Genomic DNA, 22,777 nt, shown 5'->3' with positions numbered 1-22,777 from the left:
AATTTAATTTGTTATTTTTCAAAAATAAAAACAGGGTTCAGCCTATGGGCCGATCCCTGTTCTTCGCATATATTTTAAAATTATGGGAGCTGCCGCAAGTTCGGCGCTGCCGGAACATTCAATGCTTCCTGCAGCTGGAAGCTTCCTACTTCTTCAATCTCGGCATTATCCAGCTTTACTGTACTGTAATTGAATCCTTTGGCCATCAGAAGGATCGCTTCGATGGTATACGACGAAACAGCATTATCCTCAAGCTTAGTGCCTTCTTCCAGGGTCAGTGTGAGCTCACTGCCTTCGCCTTCGGACTCTGTTTCGCTTTTTATATTCATATCGCTTGGGATAGACGGCTCCAGCCCAAGCGTGTCTTTGTTCAGTTTCATTGCCTCGATTGCTTCCTGTATTGAGCCGTAGCTTTCTTCTCCAGGCACAATGAATGGGGGAGATTGAGGATTAGTGTATAAAAAGTAATAAGCATGATTTCCTTTGTCATCTGCAACGGGAAGACTTTCTACCACTCCTGTGTGAGGGTATTCTACTCCTGGTTCTCCCTCGGTTGTCAAAAGGACTGATTTTGCATGAAGCGAATCAATATTATTCGTTAAAATACTGTTGAACAAGACTTCTTTAGCAGAGCCGTTTAAGTCTGCTTCTTTTGTCAGGTCTGCTGTCAAAGTTTCAGTTTCCTGATCATAATACAGCTCAGTTTCCGGGATCGGATAAGCTTCGCCCAGCCCCCATTCTTCCTCCGTCAGCTTTTCCATAGTTTCTTTATATAAATCAAATTCTGTCTTGCCTTCCTCCGGTGCAGCAAGGACGCTTACAGGCACTAGTGTCTGTATATTTGCATCAGGGATGGCATAGGTAAGGATCGTCTGCCCCTGAACATCTTCTTCATATAAAGCGGTCCGGTAGTCGCTTTCTTCTTCCGCAAAAGAAGCCAGCCCCGCTTTCCCGTCATCCTCCTGCACTTCTGTTTCTGACGGCTCTGCCTCAGAATCATTTTGGACCCCTGCCTCCCCTTCGCTGGTGTCTTCACTTTTTTGGGCAGTCTCATAGCTGTTTTCTTTTTGTTCAGAAGGTTCAATTCCTGAAGAAGCCTGGTCGCCTTTGTTTTCTGCCGCCTGATCTGCAGATTCCTGAAACTGCTGACCGGTCATGCCCGGAATCAGGATAAAGAGAAGAAGGACAGCCGCAGCAGCTGCCGCTGCAGGAATGACCCAGAATGTGCGTCTCCGCTTCCGCATCCGGCGGGATACATTCTGGTAGATTTCCTGTGGGGCCCGCTCATCCTGTATCTTTGGAAGCTGCCGGAGCAGCCTCTCAAGCTGTTCATCGTTCCACTCTGATTTTTTCACCATCTCTTCCCTCCTTTATCAATAAAGTCTCCATATGGCCCTTCAATACCTTCAGAGCCCTATGCTGGGTTGTCTTTACCTTGCTTTCGGTCCAATGGAGGGCTTCGGCCGTTTCCGAAATAGACAGCTCCTGGATATATCTCATAATAATCACCATCTTCTGGTCGACTGTGCATAAGTCAAGGCAGCGGTAGATCATCTGGATTTCTTCGCGCTGCATAGCGATATCTTCCGGTACAGGGCTGTCGTCCCTGATCTGCTGCTCCGTCCAGTCGAACTTTTCCAGTATCCTCTGTTTCCAACCTTTCTGCTTCCGGAAAGAATCGATTGCAACATTACGGGCAATAGAGAATAACCAGGTTTTCTCGCTGCTTTTTCCTTCAAACCGGTCATAGGATTTAAGGACACGGATATATACTTCCTGCACCAGATCCTCGGCCAGCTCTTTGCTCTTCACCATATAAAATAGGAATTGAAAAACGTCCTGATGATAATTGGTATATAAGTCATCAAAAACGGAGTCCATAGGTCTTCCCTCCCCGTTCATAAATTAGTCGCAGTTTATGTACAAAAAGTTACATCTATAAATATAGTATTTCTCAGAAAAAAAAGGAAGGGACTTTTTGTGTATTCCCTTCCAGCTGCTTCCTCTTTTGATGAATGATGCTTTATATGGTGTATATGTTTCTTGTGAATCAAGAATAAACGGCATTTTCCTGTCTTTTATTCAATATTTCGAGGAATGACAAAGGAAAATGTCGTTCCCTGCTGCAGTTTGCTTTGTACAGAAATCTGCCCTTTGTGGGCGTCAATGATATTTTTTGCGATTGCAAGACCGAGACCTGTCCCTGACCTTCCTCTTGTCCTTGCTTTATCTGCCTTATAGAATCGTTCAAAAACAAACGGAAGATCCTCCTCCGGGATACCGGATCCGGAATCAGAAACCTCGACCATCAGGCCTTTTTCTTCTGACTTTACCGTTATTTTGACAGACCCGTCTTCAGGTGTGTGCCGGATGGCATTGTCAATCAGATTGGTCAGCACCTGTTCAATTCTGTCAGGATCAAAAACAAAATCATCTTCTGTTATGCTGAATTCGCTTTCGAGCTTGATAATCTTCTCTTTGGAAAGCCCTTGAAATTTCCTTGCAATCCTGCTGATATATGGCTTCAGTTCGACTCTGTCCAGGGTAAGCTGTATGTGGCCCGCTTCCATCCTTGCCAGGTCAAGCAGTTCATTGACCAGCCTGCCCATCCTAAGTGACTCGTCATAAATGACGCTTGCCATTTCCTTTTTCTCTTCATCTGTCCCTGCAATGTCATCCACAATCGCTTCACTGTACCCCTGCATCATGGCGATTGGCGTCCTGAGCTCATGGGAGACATTGGCAATAAAGTCTTTTCTCAGCTTATCCAGCTGCCTTTCCTCTGTCATATCACGCAGAACGGCAACCGCTCCGCGGATAAAAGTATTGTTATACAAAGGGCTGACGATGATGACCCAGATTCTTCCCTGGATCGGCATTTCGCCTATCTGCTCTTTTCCCGTATCGACGGCGCGCTGAAACAGCTTCATTACTTCTGAAGGGACTGCTTCAATATTCGTACTCTCTTCCCCCTGCTCATAATACCAGTTCTGGATGAAGCGCTCAGCAGGAGGGTTGGTGACAAGGATGGTCCCGTCGCGGCTGAAGGTGATCACACCGTCCGCCATTCCGCTCAATATACTTGCAAGCTGCTCTTTTTCCTGGCTCAGAGCATTGATATTGAATTTCAGCTGCCTGCCCATCTGATTAAAAGCGGTTGCCAGCTCTCCGATTTCATCATGGGTGAGAATAGGGACCTTCGTATCAAACTTGCCCTTCGCCACTTCAAAAGCCGCCTCCCTCATTTTTCGGAGCGGTGCTGTGATTCTTGTTGATAGGAAGAATGCAAAGATGGTGGTAAGGATAATGGCGATTCCTGCAGCAAGAATAATGAACTTAGTGGTTGATCTTGTCGTTTTCTGCATTTCTTCAAGAGACTGGTATATAAATACAGCTCCGGTGTCCCCATCGTCAACATACGGCACACCGATGATCAGGATGCGTGAATCCTCCTCAGAATTACCGCTGGCCGGGTATGGATATACCTTCTTGACTGACCGTCCGGAAAAAGCCTCGGCCAGCCCTTTATCTTCCATGAAGAATTCGCGGGGGAGCTCGATCGGCTCTCCTTTGTCAGGTGAATGGTAATACTCTTCATCGCTCTTGATGATAGCAATATTGGTCACGTCATCGACCAGTTCCCAGGAAATCTCCAGCCCCACATCAAGGTCATGCTCCTTGAGAATCACGGAGATCTTGTTGGCCGTTTTGGTCAGCCCTTTTTCAATCTCATTGATCTGGTTGTTCTCGAAAAACTCAAGAAGGAGTACCGTAAGGGTAAAAAGGACAAAGGCCACCAGAAAAATGATTGTGATCCAAAGCTTGCCTACTACACTGCGCCAAAACATCATTCATTAACAACCTCGAATTTGTAGCCGACGCCCCAGACCGTAACGATCATCCGCGCTGCCTGCTCAGATACTTTATTCAGCTTTTCCCTCAGCCTTTTCACATGTGTGTCAACTGTCCTTAAATCTCCGAAAAATTCATACTGCCAGACTTCCTTAAGCAGCTGCTCGCGGTCGAAAACCTTATCTGGAGATTTTGCAAGGAAATACAGGAGCTCATATTCCTTGGGAGTCAGGCTGACCTCTTTACCGTCTGCAATTACCCGGTGGGCATCATTATCGATGGTTAAATGCCGGAATACGATTACATCTTTTGCAGCAGTTTCAGTCTGCAGGTAGCTCGTCGTGCTGGACCGGCGCAGAAGTGCCTTTACCCGGAGGACAACCTCCCGCGGGCTGAACGGCTTGACGATATAATCATCTGTCCCTGCTTCAAAGCCCTGGACCCGGTTCACTTCCTCGCCCTTCGCTGTCAGCATGATGACAGGCGTCGCCTTTCTTTCCCTGAGCTCACGGCATACTTCGATCCCATCCTTGCCCGGCATCATCAAGTCCAGCAGGATAACATCATAATCAGTTTCAAAAGCCTTCTCCAGAGCCTCGCTGCCGTCACCGGCTTCTTCAATCACATAGTTCTCCCTCTCCAGGTACATCTTTAAAAGCCGCCTGATTCTTACCTCATCGTCCACTACCAGGATTTTGGTTTCTCTTTCCATATAAAATCCTCCTTTAATAGATCAGCTGCGAGGGGTCCCCTGGGCAGCCGGAATGCCGCAAATGTCTATATTTTAAAAAAAGCCTCCACATAGAAATCGTGAAGGCTTTATGGAATTATTGTCAGGATCCCGCGTATGAGTGCAGACCTGCAATGACAAGATTGACTGCAACCAGGTTAAACATAATGATGGCAAACCCGATGACTGCGAGCCATGCCGATTTTTCTCCATGCCAGCCCTTGGACAGCCGGAGATGAAGGAAAGCAGCGTAGAACAGGAATGTGACAAGCGCCCATACCTCTTTCGGGTCCCAGCCCCAGAATCTCGTCCAGGCAATTTGTGCCCAGATCATCGCAAAAATAAGCCCTCCCAGCGTAAATACCGGGAATCCTATCAAGACTGAACGGTATCCGATTTCATCCACAAGGTCCAGTTTGATGTTGCGGACCAGCGGCTGGATGCTTGCAGCAATCCTCTTGCGGAGGATTAGCCTGAGCAATCCGTAAAGGATGAGTCCTGCCCCGATCGACCATATGACAGTATTCAGTTTTTTAGCATTGATGATAGCCGGCATTTCCACAAGCGGCTCAAATCTGCCGTCAGTGGTAAGTGTTCCTTCATGAGGGCCCGTTATGGCAGGCATGGAGTATTCAAGTACTGATTCCTGGTCCCCTTTGTCTATCCATGTAAAGCTTGCTTTATAATCAGCCGCTGAGAAAATGGATGAGACCGCAATGAAACCTACAGTACAAATAAGTCCGAACATGACTGCTTCAAGCCAGAAGGTCCGTTTGCTGGATTTTGACTGGTCAACAGCCTTCACCAGATAGATCAGGCCTGCTGCAAAGCTGACTGAAAGAATCGCTTCGCCGATAGAAACAGTCGTTACATGGATATAAAGCCAGTCACTCTGCAAAGCAGGGATGAGCGGCGAGATATCGCGCGGAAACATGCTGGCATAAGCGATGACAAGCAGCGCGACCGGCATGGTAAACACACCAAGCATCGGTGTTCTGTATAAAAAGTAAATGATGATGAATGCTCCAACAAGGGACATCCCGAAGAATGTCATAAATTCAAAAAGATTGCTCACAGGAGCATGGCCGGAGGCGACCCAGCGGGTAATAAAATAACCCAGCTGGGCTGCGAACCCGGCAATGGTCACGATAATGGCAATCTTTGCCCATCTGTTTGGAGACTTTTGGCCGGCGCCATGTTTTTTATCCCTTATGCTTCCGCCAAAAAATAATGTGGCAATTAAGTATAAAATAAAAGCAGTGTATAATAAATTTCCGCTCAGTGCTACCACAATTATTGCCCCTCCTTTTCTGATTTTTCCAGTTTATCAGTTTTATCATTTTCCATCTGGTCTTCAGGCATGCTGATGCCTGTATCTTCAAGGGCGAGCTCAATCTCCCTCTTCAGGCCATGCCAGTTCTTATTTGTATGGCCGGCAACCCACACTTCACCATCGAAGCGGCGCAGCCAGATACGGCGGTGGTTCCAGTAGGCGCCCTGGATGACGCCGATCATGAAGATCGCCCCTCCGAGAGCCAGTATCCAAAGAGTCAGATCCTTGCGCACTGTCAGGCCTGAAACATCCTTTGTCTCGACGCCCTGGAAGGCCAGTTTATATTCATTGTCCCCCATGGGCTCGATTGTCTGCTGAATGGCCACAAAGCTGACTTCACCGTCCGGCTTATCCGGTGTAAACATTTTGAAAACAAATGCCGGATTATTCGGGATGCGTGATTTGGTTGTCGGGTCTCCATTTTCATCGAATTCAAAGTCCGGGAAATAGCTGACAACTTCTACTGAATAGCCTTCATTCAGCTTATATTCAGTCTTGGGATCATACAGATCAACCGTCAAATCGCCGAATGTCTCCCCTGATTCTTTATTTGTCAGGGAAAATGACATTTTGTTCAGTTCGTTCAGCTTATAATCTACCTGATATAGTGCAAACGACTCGAACTTCAGCGGCTCATTAACCTTGATGCTATAATTCTTTACCTTTTCAAGGTCATGGGTTTCACCGGTAACGGTTTCACCCTGTTTCCGGTACAAGGTCACATCAGATTGATAATTCTTAGCGACGGTGCCTGCCCTGTCAATCGCATCATTAAAGACTTCTTTGTCAGTTTCTTTATCATAGACTTCTAGAGTGAATGCCTCATTGGAAAGATAATATTCTCCCTTTGTTTCAGGGATTACCTTCGTTTCGCCCTCCCTGATCCACAGCACTTTATCCACGTACATTCCGGGAACAAAGCGGAGCATGCCTCCAATCAGGAAAATGATCAGGCCGACATGGTTGACATAGGGGCCCCAGCGGGAGAAGCGGCCTTTTTCAGCAAGGACATTGCCGTTTTCTTCACGGATATTGTATTTTCTTGCCTTCAGCTTTTCCTTGATCACTTCATACTGCCCGTCAACATTATCAGTCTTTGAAATCCCAAAAAGCCTCTGGCGCTTTAAATAGCCTTCATGCCTTGTAACACGCTGGGTCTTTAAAGCCCGGTATAAAGGGACTGCCCGGTCAAGGCTGGCAATGACCAAAGAAACGCCGAGGGAAGCAATCAGGATTAAATACCACCATGAGCTGTAGAGATTATGGAAGCCAAGTTCATAATACAGCTTCCCGAACCATCCGTACTGGTCTTCATAATATTCGGCAGCAGGCATGGTCGGAGGGATATACATTTCCTGCGGGAGGATTGTCCCCATTGCCGATGCAATAAGGGTGAGTACGATGATCCACACGCCGACTTTGACAGAGGAAAAGAAATTCCAGATTTTGTCCACAAATGTCTTATTATAGGTTTGTGAGCGCCGCGCTGTCCCTTCATATCTCATATCGATCAGCTTTTTGTCTTTTGCCTGCTCCTCGAGCACCTTTCCGCATGATTCACAAAGAATGGTCCCATGCGGATTGAGATGCCCGCATTCGCATTTAACTTCTTTCATCCTAAAAACTCCCTGTTACTTAGGTTGGATCTGCTCCATGAAGGTGCGGATCGTATCTTCTGTCAATTGGCCGGTATGAATCTTCACCACTTCGCCCTCCGGATTGATCAGGAATGTGGCGGGAAGGGGATCGATGGCGTAAGCATTCTGCACCTGACCATCCTTGTCATTGACAATCGGGAATGCGAGTCCATATCTTTCAGCAAACTTCTTGACGGCAAAATCAGATTCGCCTACATTTACAGCCAGCACCTGGACGCCCTCGTCCGTGAACTGTTTGTACTGGTTATTCATATAAGGCATTTCCTTTTCACAAGGCTTGCACCAGGTTCCCCAGAAGTTCAGGAAAACACCCTGTCCTTCATAATCTGAAAGCCTGTGCTTTTCCCCATCCATGTCCACCAAAGCAAAATCAGGGGCTTTTTCCCCGACTGCAACTTTTCTGATATCATCTTTCGTTATGCTTGCGTATAGAGTGTATGCAACGGCAGCACCCAGAACAAGCAAAATGACTGTTCTCATAACGAGACGCCGTTTTTTCATAAGTACCTCCCTGATGTTCATGCTGCTTCTTAGCCCTTGGATGGAGCTGCAGCACCCTGCAAGAATCCGCATACAATCCTTTGCGTGCAGGTATGAGCGCTCCCCCGGGCAACTGTCTATCATTATACCTTATTCATTATCGCACTGTTGTTAACAAAGCCTTCCAACTGTGAAACTTCTATGAATTTTTCTTTTTGCCGGCACTGCTCGCAAGAGTCCTGAGCTGTTTTACCTCATGGGCTGTAAGCTCCCTCGCATCACCTGCGCTCAATCCCTGCAGAGTAAGAAAGCCGTATCGCTCCCTTTTGAGCTTCATGACCGGGTGCCCGATGGCCTCCAGCATCCTTCTGACCTGGCGGTTCCTTCCTTCATGGATGACCAGTTCAACGATGGCTGTATTCTTTTGTTTGTCAATTGAAAGCACCTTGACTCTTGCCGGAGCTGTTTTGCCATCCTCCAGGCGGACACCCCTTTCAAGGCTTTTCAGTTTTTCCCTGGCTGGTATTCCTTTGATCTTCGCCACATATACCTTTTCCACTTCGTTTTTCGGATGCATGAGCAGATTGGCAAATTCTCCGTCATTGGTCATCAGCAGGAGGCCCGAAGTGTCGAAATCAAGCCTGCCGACAGGGTAGACCCTCTCCTTGATCTGAGGCAGGAGATCAGTTACGACCTTCCTTCCCTTTTCATCCGTCACACTTGAAATAACCCCTCTGGGCTTATACAGAAGGATATACACAGGCTCTTCCCTTTCAACCGGGATTCCGTCCACTTCCACCCTGTCTGAAGAAGAAACTTTCAGTCCAAGTTCTTTTACAACTTTCCCATTTACTTTTACATGTCCCTCTGCAATCAGCTGCTCCGCTTTTCGTCTCGATGCAACCCCTGCATGGGCAATCACTTTTTGAAGCCTTTCCATTTATGTCACCTCAATAAAATACTTATGGCAATCTTTTGTCCATCTAATGAATTATGACACAAACCGGCCTATTTTCAAAGCAGCCGATGTTAAAAGTATGCCGAAAGCGGAACAGGTCCTCCATGGAACCACAAAAAGGACGCCGTTTTTCGGCGCCCTTCCCTTTCTTATCCGAATACAAGCATGACAACTGCTATCGCTGCAATAAAGCCGACAAGATCGGCCAGGAGGCCCACCTTCAGCGCATCCCCCATTTTTTTAATGCCTACAGCCCCAAAGTAGACTGTCAGCACATAAAAGGTCGTATCTGTGCTTCCCTGGAGCGTGGAGGCGAGCCTTCCGATAAAAGAATCCGGCCCATGGGCAGCAATCAGGTCACTTGTCATGCCAAGGGCCGCAGTGCCTGATATCGGCCTGATGATGGCGAGCGGGGCGATTTCGGGAGGGACCCCGACCGCTTCCATTGCCGGCCTGATAAAACCCATCATGAATTCAAGTGCCCCTGAAGCCCTGAAGACAGTAATGGCCACCAGCATCCCGACTAAAAAAGGGATGATGGAAACAGCAATCTTGATTCCTTCCTTGCCGCCATCCACAAAGCTCTCATATGTAGGGACTTTTTTATAAGTACCGTACAGCAGGATAAATCCAATCAGCACCGGGATAAACCATAATGAGATTAAAGAGACAATTTCCATTCGCGCTCATCCTTTACGGGTTCGTCTGTAATAAAAGTACCTGTCGATCAGGATTGCCCCGAGTGTTGAGCAAAAGGTGGCAATCAAGGTCGGCCCGACAATTTCAGTAGGAGAGGCAGAGTGATAGTTCATCCTGATGGCAATCACCGTTGTCGGGATGAGTGTCAGGCTTGAGGTATTGATGGCCAGGAAGGTGATCATCGACCTGCTCGCCTCGGTTTTTCCGCCATTCAGCGCTTTAAGCTGCTCCATTGCCTTTATTCCAAGTGGCGTGGCCGCATTGCCCAGCCCGAACATATTCGCCATCATATTCGATAAGATATACCCCATTGCCGGGTGGTCCTTAGGAACATCAGGAAAAAGCCTTGTCACTACCGGCCTGAAAAGAAAAGCCAATTTTTTCAGCAGTCCTGCGTCTTCGGCAATCCTCATCATCCCCAGCCAGAAGACAAGGATGCTGATGAGCCCGATGCAAAGGGTGACCGCTTCTTTCGCCCCGCTGAAGACCGCTTCATTTACTTCAGCCATTGTGCCATTGAAAATGGCAAAAACAATCCCGATCACGGTCATCGCAACCCAAATAATATTAACCATCTGTTTTAACTCCAGCAATTGTCATAAAGATGCTCTTAAAGAAATCCAAAAAAGATTTTTCTTCTTTCTGGGGCTCTTTTTCATAGTAAATCGGCAGACTTTTCACTTGCTTGTTCTCAAAGTAAACAATGGCCCTTCCGACCACATCGGGAAAATCCTTATCTTCCTTCCAGCTTCCCGAAGGCTTCAGCATCTTATATTCGACACGGAAAAGGTCTTTTTCATTTTCAGAGGCAGGATAGCTGTAGTCTGTCTTCAAAAAGGCTTTTTTTTCATAGGCAGTATCCTCCAGCTCCCTGATCCCGCCTTGTTCAACAACTTTTTTGAGCGAATATTCCTTGAACCCGCTCTCATACATGCCGATATGGTCGTTCCAGTCATCCGGGCCATTCAGCGTAACCGCAATCAGGTCCAGACCATCCTTTGAGGCAGTGGTAACCAGCGTCCTTTTGGCACGTTTTGTATAACCTGTTTTTCCCCCTGTGCAATATTCATACAATTCGGTGAGGAGGCGGTTCTTATTTTTCCAGACTCTGTCCCAGCTTTCATTCGGGTTCGGCGCCCGATGCATTTTCGTCCCTGCTATTTTCCTGTATGTTTCATTGTTCATGGCATATCTGGTCAGGACTGCCATATCATACGCGGTAGAATAGTGTTCCTCATGGTCATCGAGCCCGTGCGGATTGGCAAAATGGGTATTTATCATGCCGATTTCTTCAGCTTTTTTGTTCATTAAGTATACAAACCCTTCAAGGCTTCCCCCGACATGTTCGGCAATTGCCACCGCCGAGTCATTCCCCGACCTGAGCATAAGTCCGTAAACCAGGTCCTCCAATAGAATTTTTTCTCCCGGCTGCAGATAAATAGATGATCCTTCAGCCCGTACAGCCTTTTCACTCACCTTGGCCTTTGTATCCAGCTTCCCGGATTCAATGGCAAGGATGGCTGTCATAATCTTCGTTATGCTTGCAATCCTTTTCTTCGTATAAGCATCCTTCTCATACAGGATCCTCCCGGTGCTTTGCTCCATCAGTATGGCGCTGCCTGAGCTGGCCGAATAGGCAGCTTGTACCTTTGCAGGCAGATTCGCTGCCAGGACAGCTGCTATGCAGGATAATAGCATCCATCTAAACAATCTGTTCATTCTCCAAAACCCCGTCTCCTAATATGTTTGTACAAGTTTATGCGAGTCGGGACAGCTTATGACTAAAAATGAAAAGCGGCGGGTGTCTCCATTCTTATAATCCATATATCGGCATCTCTGCCTTCCCCATAAAAAAAGGAATGGCTGCTGCCATCCCCATACCTCTAAAAAGGCTTCCATTTCAGCTGGCTTGCTTTTTGGAAGCGTTCCTCTGCATCTTTCCAGTTCACAATATTCCACCAGTTATTCACATAATCGGCGCGGTTATTTTTATACTGCAGATAGTAGGCATGCTCCCAGACATCAAGGGCAAGAATCGGGATCGTATCCCACTGGGTAAGCAGCATATGCCTTTCCGATTGAAGGATTTCAAGATGCCTTGAACGCGGTGACCAGACAAGGATTGCCCAGCCGACGCCTTCCACCTGTTTGGCAGCTTCAGAAAAATGCTTCTTGAACTGTTCAAAGCTTCCAAAATACTTTTCTATCTCTCCCAGCAGGGCACCAGATGGCTTCCCTCCCCCAGAGGGGCTCATATTATTCCAAAAAATAGTATGGAGGTAATGGCCGGAGCCATGGAATGCCAGCTCTCTCGACCAATGCTTAACAAGTTTAAAATCGCCATCTTGCCGTGCCTTTTTAAGCATTTCCTCAGCACGGTTCAGTCCATCAACATAAGACTGATGGTGCTTCGTGTGATGAAGCCTCATGATTTCTTCTGCTATATATGGTTCTAGGCTGTCATAGCCATATGGCAGCGGCGGAAGGGAATGGCCGCCTGCCGGAATAAAAGGTTCATTGATGTAAATATGGCCGACCGGCTGCCTTCTGGAAAAATACTGTTCAACATCGTTATGAAGTTCATCTACACGGGACTGGAGCGCATTCAGCTCCTCTATATCAAGCTGGCCGTCAAGCTTTTCAATCACTCCCGAGAATTTATCCAGTTTTACCCATAGTTCTGCGTCTTTCTCCACATCCTCCGATTCCAGGAATCTCTTCATTTCCTCATTCCAATTGAATACATCCTTGATATAATCGTGAAACTTGCTCATCCTTCCCCTCCTATCTGTCTTCCTCCTTTTCCAATGATATGTATGATGTTAAAATATTTGCTTATCCCAGGCGAAATTTGTACATGTCCACTTCCGGCGGCCTTCATAAATAGAACAAAAGCGCAAGCGCCTTGACCACCCCCAATTAGCATAAGACGAACACCCCGAAAGGCATTCTTTCTTGTTGGGTGGTTTGGCATATGACCTCGGCTCAGCTGCTGGACGTGGATCAAGAAATGAAAATCATCCACAAGTCTTCCACTTTATAAATCCCTTAACTATAAAAAAAGCCGCCTTGTCGGCAGCCTTTGTTCTATTTGGATTGAATCATTTTTGTCCGGTAATCTGTTTCATAATATTCAAGCTCTTCCCGGATCCTTTGGAACTCACTCTCCAGGCTGTCAAAGATTCCCTTCATGCTTTCAGGGACCCCTCCCTGAAACTTAATGGAGTTTTTCCCGGTATAAGCGGAACGGCTGTTTTCGAACCATGCATCATTTTTCGGCGAGAAGAATTCGTCAATGCACTGATGATAAATGCGGTAAAGCGTCTTTTCGGCCGCAGGCTTTGGGAAAGGCTCATTTTTCAGGAGTACACTGCAGGCATCAAGGCCTTCCTCACAGAAAACAAGCAACTTTCTCAGATTTCCCAAAACCATTTTATAATAATTCCGGTCTCCGTCCTTTTCCTTTATGAGGCCGGATAGTGTTGTTTCATTTAAATATGCTTCCAATTCTGAAACAGTATTTCCCAGGAATTTTTTCACTTCTTCTGTCTGCGATTTAACGATTGTGTTCGCCATTGTTACACCCCTTCAGATTGCAGGCTGATGCCATGCTTTTTCTTGCTTCGACCGGCTTGCCATCCTTGCCATTTCAGACGGCTTCCTGGCAGCCTCTTAATGTATTGGACTTCCTTATTTTGAATCCTGGCCAGGCTTCAGCAAGCAGCCTTCGTTAAGCTTGCTGATGATTGAAGAAATCAAGAGGCGAAGCGATTTGAAAACCTTTCTCCTCTTCTACGCCATTGAAAACCTCCCTTAATTTGCCGAAATCCAGTTTGTCAAAATAGGACTCAAATTCAGCTTTGTTATTTATGTATACTCTTTTTCTGTCCCGTAATCCCGTTTTTTTCAGCAAACACGCAAGCGCCACTAAATCCTTGAAAGCCACTTCCCTGCCGCCTGCCTTGAACACAGGGTCCGAGCCAAATGGCGTGAAGCTTTCCATGGATTCTTCGAAGTAGCGTATATATAGTACATGGAGGGTCTTCTCCTGCCCTTCCTCCATATACACCACCTCGCTCCTGTTGAAGAAATCCTCGGAAGTGTTCGGCATTTCTTTCTCCAATTCATACCCTTTGCACTGCTTTATAAACAATCCAGACACTCCCCGGCTCATGCACTGCTGTGGCAGCAGGCACAGCTAAATGATATAAAGCACGATGCTAACAGTGAGCTTCGGACAATCTAGCTATATTTTATCATATAGGCCGCAGGAATGTGTCAGAAAAATCAATTATCTAAGGTTTCCTGAAACTTTTCGAAAAATAAATCTGCCTCATCCCCTGCATATTCATCCTCATCATTTTCTGTCAACGGAGGAAGCTCGTCTATACTTTTTAAACCAAAGTAATCAAGAAATTCCTTTGTAGTGGCATATAAATAGGCCCTGCCCGCCCCTTCTGCCCTTCCGGCTTCTTTTATCAAAGCTTTGGCGGCCAATGTATGAAGCGGCCTCTCTGTTTTAACACCTCTGATTTCTTCTATTTCCACCCTTGTGATCGGCTGTTTATATGCGATGATGGCAAGGGTTTCCAATGCTGCCTGTGACAGGGAGCCTGTCCCGGGGGTCTCCACCAATTTCTTAAGATAATCTGAGTTCTCCTTCTTTGTGACCAGCTGATAGGTGCCGGCAAATTGGGCCACTGTAATGCCTCTCGTGTAGTCATCCTCGCAGGACTGGATAAGCTCCTGCAAAATGGTTTCCGCCTGGCTTTCGTCCATCTCAAGCACCTCAGCGATCTGCTTCAAGGATAATCCTTCATCTCCTGCTGCAAAGAGCAGGCTCTCTGTTATCCCTTTCCAATTTACGATGTCCAAAACTTTTATTGATCCTCCTTTGCAGATACAAAAATCTCTGCAAAATTATGTTCCTGGTTCAGCTCGATTTGTTTCCTCTTCATCAGTTCCAGCACTGCGAGGAAACTGACGACAAGATGTTCCTTTTCATCGGAAGGAAACAAATCGTAAAAGCTTGTCTTCACCCTTGCCCGCTGAAGCTGATCAAGGATTTCATCCATCCGCTTCTCAATAGGTATTTCCTGCCTTGCCACCTTTGCGGTGACCGGCTTTTGGAGCTTCTTTCTCCGCATCAGCTTCTGGAATGCCCCAAGCACGTCATACAGCGACACATTCAAGTCTGCCTTTTCAGGCTGCACGTCTTTTGCATAATCCGATAAATCGCTTGGAGGTTTTGTAAACATCAGCCCGCGCTCCTGCTCTTTCGTTTTGAGCTCAGCTGCAGCTTCTTTATACTTCTTATATTCTACAAGTCTTTCAACAAGCTCATCACGGGGGTCTTCTTCCCCTTCCTCCATATCAAACTCATCCAGCTGCTCTTCCTCATGCTTTGGAAGGAGCATTTTGCTTTTAATGGCAAGCAGGGTCGCCGCCATGACAAGAAATTCACTCGCAACGTCAAGTTCGAGCTCTTTCATTGTATGTATATAAATAAGATACTGTTCAGTAATCTCTGCTACAGGAATATCGTAAATATCTATTTCAAGGCGATTAATTAAATGAAGAAGCAGGTCAAGAGGCCCTTCAAACGCGTCAATCTTCACATTATACTGCATATTTCCACCATAATTTCTAATTTTGAATTTTGCCTGATGCTGCGCCAAACACAGGCAGGTTCCCGGCTGTAAATGGCTATTACTAGTATAGAGGATTCCATTCTGATATCCAATAGAAAAATACAGACAAACTTCCAGAAAGCCGGGGAACGAAATTCCTTCTCTCCGAGCTTTTTTTCCAGGCGCCCATACGTTATGGCCCATTCCCGCATAAGATGAATTTGTAAAGAAAAACGCAGACTATATAGGAGGTATCGGTGATATGTCAGATGCAGGTGCAGGTTACGGTTACGGAGGCGGCTTCGCCCTAATAGTGGTATTGTTCATTCTGCTGATCATTGTGGGAGCATCATGGTGCTTCTAAAACTATAGACTGAAGGCCCGGCATGAGCCGGGCTTTCTTCTTGATTCATTTGTCCCCAGCACCGCTTCAAGCCGGAATATGATAAAATAAGTGCAAAATGTCAGTCACCAGGGCAAAAGGGAGGTCAATATGTATCCTGAAGAATATATACAGTATCTTGTCCATTTCCATGCAGACCGAGATTATTTCGAATGCCATGAAGTGCTTGAAGAATACTGGAAAGAAGCAGACCCGCGGAATAAGGACTCTGTTTGGGTAGGGCTCATTCTGTTCGCAGTTTCCGCCTATCATCATCGCCGCGGCAACTTCAAAGGCGCTGAACGGACGCTGCGGAAATCCCGATCTATTTTGGACAAGGTCCCCCTCCAGCTGAAGGAGCTTGGAATCAGCGCCCGGGAATTCACGCTGCTGATCAGCGGCAGATTGGAGGGAATTGCAAAAGGAGAACCTTACTCGAGTCCCTTCATTCCACTGGCTGATCATGAGCTTGCCAGCCTATGCATAAGAACGGCAGAATCCCTTGGCCTTGTCTGGGGGAGCCCAAGCGATCTTTCTGACAGAATGCTCATTCACCGGCATTCGATGAGAGACCGGACTGATGTCATCCTTGAGCGGAAAGCTGCATGGGACGCCCGCAATGATACCGAATAATAAAAGGCAGAGAACCAGGTTCTCTGCCTTTTCAGCATTCTTCATCCGTGCACTTGTCTACAAACGGTTCTGTATTTTCATTGCTGACGAGCTTCCTGTCAGGGTACAGATCCCTCAAAGCCTTGACCATTGCTTTTCCGATGCCCTGCTGGCGATGTGAAGGACTTACGGAAATATGCTGTATTTCCATTGCAGGGCCGTCCATGAAAGAAACCCCGATCAGCCCTGTTATATCATCCTGCTTCCATAGGAACAGCTGCCAGCCGTCGTCCGACTCATACTGCTTCATGGTCTGCTGCAGCCTTTTCAGATCCTTTTCATTTGGCATAAATGATAATAAGCCCATGGCAATCTTTTCGAATGTCTTTTTATATCGAATTAGCATAATTATCCCTCATTAAATAAAACATTTCCAAACTATCTTTTCCCAATAAGCCATTGTCTAAACTATATGGCGGCTAGTATATGATATGTAAGAAAGCATTTTTGTTGCAGGTTCCATTAATCATTACTATGATACAAAAATTTAAGCAGGACAGCAATCAAATCGAATCAGGATCCAGGCACAATGACCAGCCAATAGATGAATCCCCAAATCAGCCCGATGGCCAGGAAAAAAGAGAAAAGCAGCCAGTTATTTTTTTTCATCGTATACACTTGCCTCCAATCGCCAAACTCCTTTTTTATTCTACACTAAATGCGTTTTTTTATCTATCCCGCCGGGAAAATAGGGACTATTGGCTGCAGGGGGATGAATTTTTTCCGAAACTTTTATATCATTATGTACGTCTATTAATATAGAGTCCAGCCTGCGTATACAAGATTAGGAGGAACATTATGCTTAAACGATGCAAAAATATAATGCTGCTTGCCCTTGCTCTGATGCTGATTCTGCCAGCGGGAGCTTCAGCAGACATGGCCGAAGGAGATATGATCGTCACCCTTGGCGAAAACCTTTCCGAAGAACAGAAAAACGTCCTGCTTGCAGAGATGGAAGCGCCAAAGGACGCCATGACCATCACTGTCTCAAATGAAGAGGAACATCAATATCTGGGCAGCTATATCAGCAAAGCACTCATCGGCACAAGAGCCATTTCTTCTTCAGCGACAACGATCGCGAAATCCGGATCAGGACTTGAAGTTGAAACGAAGAACATCAACTGGGTAACAGACGAAATGTATATCAATGCTCTGATAACTGCTGGTGTAAAAGATGCTGAAATATATATAACCGCACCATCGCCTGTATCCGGGACAGCCGCCCTGACCGGAATTATAAAAGCATATGAGATCTCAGCAGATGAGACGATACCTGAAGAAGTCAAGCAGGCAGCAAATGAAGAAATGGTAGAAACGGCCAAGCTTGGCGATTCGGTCGGGAATGAGAATGCCGCTGCTCTAATAGCAAAAATCAAAGAAGAAATCAGCAAAAATAAACCTGCCACCGACGAAGAGCTCCAGAACATCATCGAAAACGCGGCAAAGGACCTTGGCATCACCCTGACAGATAAAGAAATGCAAAGCCTGATCGACCTGTTCAACAAACTGAAGGATCTGAACATTGACTGGAATCAGGTCGGAGATCAGCTTGATAAAGCAAAGGACAAAATCACCAAGTATCTTGAAAGTGAAGAAGGCCAGGGCTTCCTGGACAGCCTGAAACGCTTTTTCTCAAGTGCCATCGATGCTGTTAAAGCATTCTTCTCATAGTAAAATAGAGGTGCTTAACAGCACAGCTCAAAAAAGCAGCCGTTCGGCTGCTTTTTTCTAGTTCTTGATTTTCTCCTGAAGAGGCAGGTCAAGCCTGATCAAGTCTTCGAAGCTTTCTCGTTTGACGACAAGGCGCGCCTCTCCATTTTCTACGAATACAACCGGCGGCCGCGGGATTCGGTTATAGTTGTTGGCCATGGAATATCCGTAGGCTCCTGTACAAAATACAGCCAGAAGGTCTTCCCGCTCTGCTTTCGGCAAAGGCAGGTCCCATATCAGCATATCGCCTGACTCGCAGCATTTGCCGGCAATGGAGACCGTTTCTTCCGCTTTCTCCAGCGGCCGGTTGGCAAGCACAGCTTCGTATTTGGCCTGATAAAGGGCCGGACGGATATTATCGCTCATGCCTCCGTCCACCGCCAGGTAATGGCGGACATTCGGGACATCCTTTCTTGAGCCTGTCTTATAGAGTGTTGTCCCGGCATCGCCGACAAGCGAACGGCCTGGTTCAATCCAGATTTCCGGCATTTCCATCTGGTAGCTGCCGGCCAGCTTTTTCACTTCGCTGATGATTTCTTCGACATATTTTGAAGCCGCAATCGGCGCGTCTTCATCTGTATAGCGGATGCCAAAGCCTCCGCCCAGATTCAGCACAGCCGGTTCATAGGCAAGCTCTTTTTTCCAGATTGACAGTTTTTCAAATATTTTCTCGGCCGCAAGAATGAAGCCGGTCGTTTCAAAGATTTGTGATCCGATATGGCAGTGAATGCCGAGTGTTTCCAGCCATGGAGTTGATATGGCCTGCTTGAGCGCAGCTTCGGCCTGTCCATTTTGCAGATCAAAGCCGAATTTGGAATCCTCCTGCCCTGTCAGGATATAATCGTGGGTGTGCGCCTCGATTCCCGGTGTCACACGCAGCAGAATCTTGGTTTTCGTGTTTTTGTTTTCGCAAACTGACTTAAGCAGTTCCAGCTCATCGAAATTGTCTACAACGATGCATCCGACTCCATAGTGAAGAGCCATCTCCAGTTCTTCCCTGCTCTTATTATTGCCATGGAAGTGGATCCTTTCCACAGGGAATTCAGCCGCCAGAGCGGTATACAGCTCTCCTCCTGAAACCACATCAAGCGACAGGCCTTCTTCTTCAGCCAGCTGAATCATGGCAATGGATGAAAATGCTTTGCTCGCATAAGCAACCTGGGATTTCACCCCAAGTTCTTCGAATGTCTGCCTGAAGCCTCTTGCCCTTTCGCGAATCAGTGCCACATCATATACATAAACCGGTGTCCCGAATTGCTTTGCCAATTCAACGGTATCCATTCCGCCGATTTCCAAATGAGATTGTCCATTTACTCTTGCTGTCCCATGAAAAAACATGCTTACTCCCTCATTCCCTCTATACTGTTACTCTTATTATAGACTGCCGCGGCCGCTTTTTTACAGCCCCGAATAATTCCATGCTATATAAAATAGACAGTCCCCGTTTCTGAACTGTCTATTTCAGCTTCTTTAGTCCTTTATTTAGTTAAAAACTTACCATAATTGCCGGAAAACTGCAATTGATATTAGCATAATATTCAATTTTTAGCCGGCTGTTTGTAGCGGTTTTTCGCATGGACGATGCTTGGCCTGATCTTAGACCCCGGGACAGACCTTCTGATCAGGATCTGCAGAAATGCTTTCGGGCTGAAAGGCAGCAGCGGCCATAAATATGGCGTGTTCAGCGACCTGATGCTTGCCAGGAGGAGGATGAACACTGTTATGCTGATAATGAAGCCCGGTGTATGGAAGAGTGCCACGGCAATCAGCATGGCAAGTCTTGCCATCTTATTGGCTATACTGAGTTCATAGCTTGGGGTTGAAAAGGTTCCTATAGAAGCAACAGCCACATAGAGAATGACCTCCGGCACAAACAGCCCGACATCGATGGCAATTTGTCCGATCAGGACGGCTGCTATCAATCCCATTGCCGTTGAAAGAGGTGTGGGCGTATGGATGGCAGCAATCCTCAGGAACTCAATGCCAATATCCGCCAGGAAGATTTGTATGACAATAGGTATATTTGTCTTCTCATTCGGGCCGATGAACTTGATGGCATCCGGCAGCAATTGCGGCTCCAGAGTAAATAGGAACCATAATGGCAGCAGGAATAGTGAGGCGAGCACTCCGATGAAGCGGATCCAGCGGATGAATGTGCCGACTGCCGGCGACTGTCTGTATTCCTCAGCATGCTGCAGATGGTGGAAAAAGGTTGTCGGCGTGATGATCACACTTGGCGACGTATCAACGAAAATCAGGACATGCCCTTCCAGCAGATGGGTTGCACCGACATCGGCCCTTTCTGTATAACGGACGAGCGGATATGGATTATAGCCTTGCTTTAAGAGAAATTCTTCAACCGTTTTATCCGCCATTGTCAGTCCGTCGATATCAATCGATTGAATTTCCTGCCTGACCACTTCAATCAGATCTGTACTGGCGACATCCTTAATATAAGCAATCGCTATATCGGTTTTGGAGCGCTCCCCTATCCGCATGATTTCAAAGCGGAGCCGCTCATCCCTGATCCGCCTTCTGGTCAGGGCGGTATTAACAATAATATTTTCTACATATCCATCCCTTGACCCCCGCACAACTTTCTCTGTATCGGGCTCCTCCGGTGTTCTGCCGGGATAGCTTCTGACATCGACAACAAGTCCCGTCGTCTCCCCTTCAACCAGTATAACAATCAGGCCGGACAGCACCTGGTCAACCAGTTCGTCCATTGTTTCAATCGGCTGCACCGACTGATTGACAATGCGGTTTTTCACGATATTGAAAACGTTTGAGGACAGTTTCTCGTGATCATTGATTTCCACGAGCTCTTCAAGGATTTGGGTGATAAAAGAAGTATCGCATAATCCATTTACATAATAAATCTGGATTTCTTTCTTCAGGATCTGCAGCTTCCTGACACCCAGGTCAAAGCTGACGCCAAGCCCAATGCGCTCTTTCATGAAGTCTTCGTTTCTGCCGGGTGATTCTGAAATAGAGGTTTTGTTTTTCTTTTTAGTTTCCGCCATAAAATCCGCTCCTTTCCAGAATGAGTTCCACTGCCTTTTTGGTGATGGGAGAGCCTTTTTCATAATGATCTCTTCGTGACATCTTGCCGATATCGCCGATTCCGACAATCAGCGGGACATCCAATTCGTCGAGGCAGTAGACTGTATCCCCGTTCATTTTTCCAATTTCCATTTCAGGGACACCAAGCTTGTCAACACCATACGGAGTAAGCTCACCGTACCTGTCGACACATACATCCACATGCGTCCATTCCGCCTGCCTTGTTTTTGAAGCAACTGCTATTACACCGAGCACCTCAATGTCTTCATGCCTTGCCACATATTTAAGGGCCGTTTCACCAAGCCCTTCGCCGACATAGCCGGAGTCATCAAACATGACAAGTACAGGGTCATTGGGGGCTTTCTTGATCATCTTCACGATATCAGGTCCTGACAAAACAGATGGATTCCCGTGGGACATAGAGATGCATCTGCCGCCAATATCCTTCGCTACATGCTCTGCAGTCCTTCTTGCATACTCATCGCCATCTGTAATCAGTATGACTTTCCTGCGTTCATCCATTGCTTTGATGTCCTTTCGCTTTACATAGTCAGTCTACAAAATACATCCAGTGAAACAGCGATCCAAATACTTTCCCGAATACGATGGCCATCAGCAGAACAACTATTTTGCCGTCAATCCCAAGCCTTTTGGCCAGCAGCGGCAGGACGTTAAGCACTTCTGTAAGTGCTGCCGCCACCATCCCCACAAAAATCCCGCCTGCCAGACCGAAAAGAACAAGGATAAATCCCGGAAAGTAAAGCCGCGGGTCCTGAAGGCTTGCAGATGTTCCTGCAACCGCCCCGATTACAACTGCCCATTCATAGTGATGGATCATTTTCATTGTCTTTGACAGCTGGGTCAGCCTTGGAATGATCCCCAGCACAGTCAGAAACGCAACAAATCCTGCCCCCACAGAGACGCCTCCCGCAAATCCCAGGAAAATGACGATAATGATGCTAATGGTCATCAAGGTTCTTCATGCTTTCTTTATTTTCATGCATGATGACATACCGGTCGAGATCCTGCTGGTAATTGAACATTTCAACCTCCAGCGGGCTGGGCTCCTCATTGAGCCTTTTTTTGAAAACATGATTAAAGAAAATGATCATGCCAAGTCCAAGGCCAAGAGAATAAGGAATTTGGAACAGCAGGGGCTTTTTCTCCACTTTGCCGGTGATGATTGTATAAATCCGCTGATGCACTGTCTGCATGCTGACATCTTCATGAAAATTCATGATTGTCAGTGCGGCACCAAAAAACAGCAAAAACCAGATTAGCAGGAAAAACGCTGTGGATGCTTTTTTCTTTTTATAGATCACCTCAATGATTGTCTGGGAGGGACCGACAGCCTGTATATCGAGCTGCAGCTTTTCTGCGGCAATGGCCTGGATCACCTGGACAATGTCAATGACAATGATATTCCGGTCATGATCTGAAACGTGATGGATGGAAAGATTCCCTAACCGTTCATAAAGTGTTTCATCTGCAATAATCAAGGCAATGTCCTTTAGCTGGACGGAAGCCTGCGGACGCACTTGAATACGGTTCCTGAGCCGGACATAAACCGTTTTTTCCATTATGATCACTTCCCAAACAGTGTTTTCCTT

Annotated in this window: 25 protein-coding genes; 3 read left to right on the top strand and 22 right to left on the bottom strand. The window is 46.7% G+C overall.

The features are described 5' to 3' along the window. Positions 1 to 80: 80 nt before the first annotated feature. The 16 genes from RBB45_RS02060 to RBB45_RS01985 all read right to left on the bottom strand — a co-directional run bounded on the left by RBB45_RS02060 (position 81) and on the right by RBB45_RS01985 (position 15,340). A complete protein-coding gene (locus RBB45_RS02060; RefSeq protein ID WP_306009045.1) occupies positions 81 to 1,358 on the bottom strand; it encodes a hypothetical protein in 1,278 nt (425 codons plus the stop codon). After that, positions 1,330 to 1,881 (bottom strand): RNA polymerase sigma factor SigX, encoded by a 552-nt coding sequence (gene sigX / locus RBB45_RS02055; protein ID WP_022544150.1) that lies wholly within the window; start codon positions 1,879 to 1,881, stop codon positions 1,330 to 1,332. Before sigX ends, RBB45_RS02060 begins: the two co-directional genes overlap by 29 nt. A 197-nt stretch (positions 1,882 to 2,078) precedes the next feature. Next, complete coding sequence (locus RBB45_RS02050) at positions 2,079 to 3,851, bottom strand: ATP-binding protein (RefSeq protein WP_009794789.1); 1,773 nt, start codon at positions 3,849 to 3,851, stop codon at positions 2,079 to 2,081. Beyond that, positions 3,848 to 4,564 (bottom strand): response regulator transcription factor, encoded by a 717-nt coding sequence (locus RBB45_RS02045; protein ID WP_009794788.1) that lies wholly within the window; start codon positions 4,562 to 4,564, stop codon positions 3,848 to 3,850. The genes RBB45_RS02050 and RBB45_RS02045 overlap by 4 nt, the downstream gene beginning before the upstream one ends. Before the next feature lie 121 nt (positions 4,565 to 4,685). Then, a complete protein-coding gene (ccsB, locus tag RBB45_RS02040; protein WP_306009044.1) occupies positions 4,686 to 5,873 on the bottom strand; it encodes a c-type cytochrome biogenesis protein CcsB in 1,188 nt (395 codons plus the stop codon). A 2-nt stretch (positions 5,874 to 5,875) separates the two neighbouring features. Continuing rightward, positions 5,876 to 7,531: a cytochrome c biogenesis protein ResB gene (gene resB / locus RBB45_RS02035; RefSeq protein WP_148949127.1), complete on the bottom strand. Its 1,656-nt coding sequence runs from the start codon at positions 7,529 to 7,531 to the stop codon at positions 5,876 to 5,878. 15 nt (positions 7,532 to 7,546) lie between these two features. Then, positions 7,547 to 8,074 carry a thiol-disulfide oxidoreductase ResA gene (resA, locus tag RBB45_RS02030; protein WP_022544151.1) on the bottom strand — a complete coding sequence of 176 codons (528 nt, stop codon included), beginning with the start codon at positions 8,072 to 8,074 and terminating at the stop codon, positions 7,547 to 7,549. Positions 8,075 to 8,252: 178 nt separating this feature from the next. After that, positions 8,253 to 8,993 carry a pseudouridine synthase gene (locus RBB45_RS02025; protein WP_022544152.1) on the bottom strand — a complete coding sequence of 247 codons (741 nt, stop codon included), beginning with the start codon at positions 8,991 to 8,993 and terminating at the stop codon, positions 8,253 to 8,255. 167 nt (positions 8,994 to 9,160) lie between these two features. After that, positions 9,161 to 9,691 carry a spore maturation protein gene (locus RBB45_RS02020; protein ID WP_009794782.1) on the bottom strand — a complete coding sequence of 177 codons (531 nt, stop codon included), beginning with the start codon at positions 9,689 to 9,691 and terminating at the stop codon, positions 9,161 to 9,163. 6 nt (positions 9,692 to 9,697) lie between these two features. Beyond that, positions 9,698 to 10,285, bottom strand: a complete 588-nt coding sequence (locus RBB45_RS02015; RefSeq protein WP_009794781.1) for a nucleoside recognition domain-containing protein — start codon at positions 10,283 to 10,285, stop codon at positions 9,698 to 9,700. Next, the gene (locus RBB45_RS02010; protein WP_224951456.1) at positions 10,278 to 11,429 is read right to left on the bottom strand and encodes a D-alanyl-D-alanine carboxypeptidase family protein; all 1,152 of its coding nucleotides are present in this window, start codon (positions 11,427 to 11,429) and stop codon (positions 10,278 to 10,280) included. Before RBB45_RS02010 ends, RBB45_RS02015 begins: the two co-directional genes overlap by 8 nt. 164 nt (positions 11,430 to 11,593) lie before the next feature. Then, a complete protein-coding gene (locus tag RBB45_RS02005) occupies positions 11,594 to 12,484 on the bottom strand; it encodes a superoxide dismutase (protein ID WP_009794778.1) in 891 nt (296 codons plus the stop codon). A gap of 313 nt (positions 12,485 to 12,797) precedes the next feature. Continuing rightward, entirely contained in the window at positions 12,798 to 13,286 is a 489-nt protein-coding gene (locus tag RBB45_RS02000) for a YpuI family protein (RefSeq protein ID WP_009794776.1), read from the bottom strand. A gap of 154 nt (positions 13,287 to 13,440) precedes the next feature. Then, positions 13,441 to 13,884 carry a hypothetical protein gene (locus tag RBB45_RS01995; RefSeq protein ID WP_101550214.1) on the bottom strand — a complete coding sequence of 148 codons (444 nt, stop codon included), beginning with the start codon at positions 13,882 to 13,884 and terminating at the stop codon, positions 13,441 to 13,443. Between the two features lie 113 nt (positions 13,885 to 13,997). Beyond that, positions 13,998 to 14,585, bottom strand: coding sequence for an SMC-Scp complex subunit ScpB (scpB, locus tag RBB45_RS01990; RefSeq protein WP_009794773.1), 588 nt, complete (start codon positions 14,583 to 14,585; stop codon positions 13,998 to 14,000). Positions 14,586 to 14,590: 5 nt separating this feature from the next. Beyond that, positions 14,591 to 15,340 (bottom strand): segregation/condensation protein A, encoded by a 750-nt coding sequence (locus RBB45_RS01985; protein WP_009794772.1) that lies wholly within the window; start codon positions 15,338 to 15,340, stop codon positions 14,591 to 14,593. Between the two features lie 262 nt (positions 15,341 to 15,602). Between RBB45_RS01985 and RBB45_RS01980 the strand changes: the two genes are divergently transcribed. Next, positions 15,603 to 15,704: a YjcZ family sporulation protein gene (locus tag RBB45_RS01980; RefSeq protein ID WP_022544155.1), complete on the top strand. Its 102-nt coding sequence runs from the start codon at positions 15,603 to 15,605 to the stop codon at positions 15,702 to 15,704. A 129-nt stretch (positions 15,705 to 15,833) separates the two neighbouring features. Then, complete coding sequence (locus RBB45_RS01975) at positions 15,834 to 16,355, top strand: DUF309 domain-containing protein (protein ID WP_022544156.1); 522 nt, start codon at positions 15,834 to 15,836, stop codon at positions 16,353 to 16,355. Positions 16,356 to 16,386: 31 nt separating this feature from the next. Here RBB45_RS01975 and RBB45_RS01970 read toward each other — a convergent pair whose 3' ends face one another. Next, positions 16,387 to 16,740 carry a GNAT family N-acetyltransferase gene (locus tag RBB45_RS01970; protein ID WP_009794769.1) on the bottom strand — a complete coding sequence of 118 codons (354 nt, stop codon included), beginning with the start codon at positions 16,738 to 16,740 and terminating at the stop codon, positions 16,387 to 16,389. Positions 16,741 to 17,192: 452 nt separating this feature from the next. Here RBB45_RS01970 and RBB45_RS01965 point away from each other — a divergent pair, with 452 nt between their 5' ends. Further along, positions 17,193 to 18,065, top strand: a complete 873-nt coding sequence (locus tag RBB45_RS01965) for a DUF1002 domain-containing protein (RefSeq protein ID WP_022544157.1) — start codon at positions 17,193 to 17,195, stop codon at positions 18,063 to 18,065. Between the two features lie 57 nt (positions 18,066 to 18,122). Here the strand turns inward: RBB45_RS01965 and lysA are convergent, their stop codons facing one another. The 5 genes from lysA to RBB45_RS01940 all read right to left on the bottom strand — a co-directional run bounded on the left by lysA (position 18,123) and on the right by RBB45_RS01940 (position 22,747). Then, entirely contained in the window at positions 18,123 to 19,442 is a 1,320-nt protein-coding gene (gene lysA / locus RBB45_RS01960; RefSeq protein ID WP_009794766.1) for a diaminopimelate decarboxylase, read from the bottom strand. A 200-nt stretch (positions 19,443 to 19,642) separates the two neighbouring features. Continuing rightward, the gene (locus RBB45_RS01955) at positions 19,643 to 21,127 is read right to left on the bottom strand and encodes a spore germination protein (RefSeq protein ID WP_306009043.1); all 1,485 of its coding nucleotides are present in this window, start codon (positions 21,125 to 21,127) and stop codon (positions 19,643 to 19,645) included. Beyond that, positions 21,114 to 21,689: a stage V sporulation protein SpoVABEA gene (spoVAEA, locus tag RBB45_RS01950; RefSeq protein WP_009794764.1), complete on the bottom strand. Its 576-nt coding sequence runs from the start codon at positions 21,687 to 21,689 to the stop codon at positions 21,114 to 21,116. Before spoVAEA ends, RBB45_RS01955 begins: the two co-directional genes overlap by 14 nt. A gap of 28 nt (positions 21,690 to 21,717) precedes the next feature. Further along, positions 21,718 to 22,137, bottom strand: coding sequence for a stage V sporulation protein AB (locus RBB45_RS01945; RefSeq protein ID WP_009794763.1), 420 nt, complete (start codon positions 22,135 to 22,137; stop codon positions 21,718 to 21,720). Further along, complete coding sequence (locus tag RBB45_RS01940; RefSeq protein WP_022544158.1) at positions 22,127 to 22,747, bottom strand: stage V sporulation protein AA; 621 nt, start codon at positions 22,745 to 22,747, stop codon at positions 22,127 to 22,129. The genes RBB45_RS01945 and RBB45_RS01940 overlap by 11 nt, the downstream gene beginning before the upstream one ends. Between the last annotated feature and the right edge of the window lie 30 nt (positions 22,748 to 22,777).

This window comes from Bacillus sp. MMSF_3328 (assembly GCF_030733525.1).
GTDB lineage: Bacteria > Bacillota > Bacilli > Bacillales > Cytobacillaceae > Bacillus_AB > Bacillus_AB infantis.
This window is presented reverse-complemented; position numbering and strand designations above follow the sequence as displayed.

Coding starts and splice junctions, on each gene's coding strand:
- RBB45_RS02060 (WP_306009045.1), bottom strand. CDS start 1,358: ATGGTGAAAAAATCAGAGTGGAACGATGAACAGCTTGAGAGGCTGCTC.
- sigX (WP_022544150.1), bottom strand. CDS start 1,881: ATGGACTCCGTTTTTGATGACTTATATACCAATTATCATCAGGACGTT.
- RBB45_RS02050 (WP_009794789.1), bottom strand. CDS start 3,851: ATGATGTTTTGGCGCAGTGTAGTAGGCAAGCTTTGGATCACAATCATT.
- RBB45_RS02045 (WP_009794788.1), bottom strand. CDS start 4,564: ATGGAAAGAGAAACCAAAATCCTGGTAGTGGACGATGAGGTAAGAATC.
- resB (WP_148949127.1), bottom strand. CDS start 7,531: ATGAAAGAAGTTAAATGCGAATGCGGGCATCTCAATCCGCATGGGACC.
- resA (WP_022544151.1), bottom strand. CDS start 8,074: ATGAAAAAACGGCGTCTCGTTATGAGAACAGTCATTTTGCTTGTTCTG.
- RBB45_RS02025 (WP_022544152.1), bottom strand. CDS start 8,993: ATGGAAAGGCTTCAAAAAGTGATTGCCCATGCAGGGGTTGCATCGAGA.
- RBB45_RS02020 (WP_009794782.1), bottom strand. CDS start 9,691: ATGGAAATTGTCTCTTTAATCTCATTATGGTTTATCCCGGTGCTGATT.
- RBB45_RS02015 (WP_009794781.1), bottom strand. CDS start 10,285: ATGGTTAATATTATTTGGGTTGCGATGACCGTGATCGGGATTGTTTTT.
- RBB45_RS02010 (WP_224951456.1), bottom strand. CDS start 11,429: ATGAACAGATTGTTTAGATGGATGCTATTATCCTGCATAGCAGCTGTC.
- RBB45_RS02005 (WP_009794778.1), bottom strand. CDS start 12,484: ATGAGCAAGTTTCACGATTATATCAAGGATGTATTCAATTGGAATGAG.
- RBB45_RS02000 (WP_009794776.1), bottom strand. CDS start 13,286: ATGGCGAACACAATCGTTAAATCGCAGACAGAAGAAGTGAAAAAATTC.
- RBB45_RS01995 (WP_101550214.1), bottom strand. CDS start 13,884: ATGAGCCGGGGAGTGTCTGGATTGTTTATAAAGCAGTGCAAAGGGTAT.
- RBB45_RS01985 (WP_009794772.1), bottom strand. CDS start 15,340: ATGCAGTATAATGTGAAGATTGACGCGTTTGAAGGGCCTCTTGACCTG.
- RBB45_RS01980 (WP_022544155.1), top strand. CDS start 15,603: ATGTCAGATGCAGGTGCAGGTTACGGTTACGGAGGCGGCTTCGCCCTA.
- RBB45_RS01975 (WP_022544156.1), top strand. CDS start 15,834: ATGTATCCTGAAGAATATATACAGTATCTTGTCCATTTCCATGCAGAC.
- RBB45_RS01970 (WP_009794769.1), bottom strand. CDS start 16,740: ATGCTAATTCGATATAAAAAGACATTCGAAAAGATTGCCATGGGCTTA.
- RBB45_RS01965 (WP_022544157.1), top strand. CDS start 17,193: ATGCTTAAACGATGCAAAAATATAATGCTGCTTGCCCTTGCTCTGATG.
- lysA (WP_009794766.1), bottom strand. CDS start 19,442: ATGTTTTTTCATGGGACAGCAAGAGTAAATGGACAATCTCATTTGGAA.
- RBB45_RS01955 (WP_306009043.1), bottom strand. CDS start 21,127: ATGGCGGAAACTAAAAAGAAAAACAAAACCTCTATTTCAGAATCACCC.
- spoVAEA (WP_009794764.1), bottom strand. CDS start 21,689: ATGGATGAACGCAGGAAAGTCATACTGATTACAGATGGCGATGAGTAT.
- RBB45_RS01945 (WP_009794763.1), bottom strand. CDS start 22,137: ATGACCATTAGCATCATTATCGTCATTTTCCTGGGATTTGCGGGAGGC.
- RBB45_RS01940 (WP_022544158.1), bottom strand. CDS start 22,747: ATGGAAAAAACGGTTTATGTCCGGCTCAGGAACCGTATTCAAGTGCGT.